The organism is Streptomyces fumanus (assembly GCF_014655295.1).
GTDB classification, from domain to species: Bacteria; Actinomycetota; Actinomycetes; order Streptomycetales; family Streptomycetaceae; genus Streptomyces; species Streptomyces fumanus.
Genome location: NZ_BNBI01000034.1, coordinates 1 through 1,474, shown reverse-complemented (window position 1 = coordinate 1,474; position 1,474 = coordinate 1). Strand labels below are relative to the sequence as shown.

The window sequence follows — 1,474 nt, the reverse complement described above, 5'->3', positions numbered from 1 at the left end:
CCGCCTTCGAGGCCCGCGCCGTCCTCGCCGCCACCCTCTCCCCCACCTGGGGCATCTACAGCGGCTACGAACTGTGCGAGAACACCCCGCTGCGCGAGGGCAGCGAGGAGTACCTCGACTCGGAGAAGTACCAGCTCAAACCCCGCGACTGGGAAGCCGCCGCACGCGAGGGCCGCACCCTGGCCCCGCTCATCACCCGCCTCAACGCCATCCGGCGCGCCCATCCCGCGCTGCACCGGCTGCGCAACCTCCGCTTCCACCGGACCGACAACGACGCGCTGATCGCGTACAGCAAGCGCTCGGGCCCCGACGCCGTCCTGGTGGTCGTCAATCTCGATCCGCACCACACCCAGGAGGCGACGATCTCGTTGGACATGCCGCAACTCGGCCTGGACTGGCACGAGTCGGTGCCGGTGCGGGACGAACTCACGGGGGAGACCTACCACTGGGGCCGGACGAACTACGTGCGACTGGAGCCCGGCCGGGCCCCCGCGCACGTCTTCCACGTCCAGCGGTCGTCCACCGCGCCCCAGAACGGAGGGTCAACCACCTCATGACCGTCAACGAGCCCGTACCGGACACGTTCGAGGACACCCCCGCCCAGGACCGCGACCCCGACTGGTTCAAGCGCGCCGTGTTCTACGAGGTCCTGGTCCGCTCCTTCCAGGACAGCAACGGCGACGGCGTCGGCGACCTGAAGGGCCTGACCGCCCGACTCGACTACCTCCAGTGGCTCGGCGTGGACTGCCTCTGGCTCCCGCCGTTCTTCAAGTCACCCCTGCGGGACGGCGGCTACGACGTCTCCGACTACACCGCCGTGCTGCCCGAGTTCGGCAATCTGGCCGACTTCGTGGAGTTCGTGGACGCCGCCCACCAGCGCGGCATGCGGGTGATCATCGACTTCGTGATGAACCACACCAGCGACCAGCACCCGTGGTTCCAGGAGTCCCGGAAGAACCCCGACGGGCCGTACGGCGACTTCTACGTCTGGGCCGACGACGACAAGGGGTACGCGGACGCGCGGATCATCTTCGTCGACACCGAGGCGTCCAACTGGACGTACGACCCGGTGCGCGGTCAGTACTACTTCCACCGGTTCTTCTCCCACCAGCCGGACCTCAACTACGAGAACCCGGCCGTGCAGGAGGAGATCCTGGCCGCCCTCCGGTTCTGGCTGGATCTCGGCATCGACGGCTACCGGCTGGACGCCGTGCCCTACCTGTACGCCGAGGAGGGCACCAACTGCGAGAACCTGCCCGCCACCCACGCGTTCCTCAAGCGGGTCCGCAGCGAGATCGACGCGCTCTACCCGGACACCGTGCTGCTGGCCGAGGCCAACCAGTGGCCCGAGGACGTCGTGGACTACTTCGGCGACTTCCGCTCCGGCGGCGACGAGTGCCACATGGCGTTCCACTTCCCGGTGATGCCGCGCATCTTCATGGCGGTGCGCCGCGAGTCCCGCTACCCGGTCTCC

The 1,474-nt window shown here is 68.5% G+C and carries 1 protein-coding gene and 1 pseudogene; both read left to right on the top strand.

Going from position 1 to position 1,474, the window contains the following annotated elements; genetic code table 11:
* Positions 1–557, top strand: a pseudogene (locus IE316_RS35150) (alpha-1,4-glucan--maltose-1-phosphate maltosyltransferase); the annotation flags it as partial.
* Positions 554–1,474, top strand: a 921-nt coding sequence (locus tag IE316_RS35145) for an alpha-amylase family glycosyl hydrolase (RefSeq protein WP_268257665.1), incomplete at its 3' end; no start/stop codon positions are given. The pseudogene IE316_RS35150 and the gene IE316_RS35145, both read left to right, overlap by 4 nt.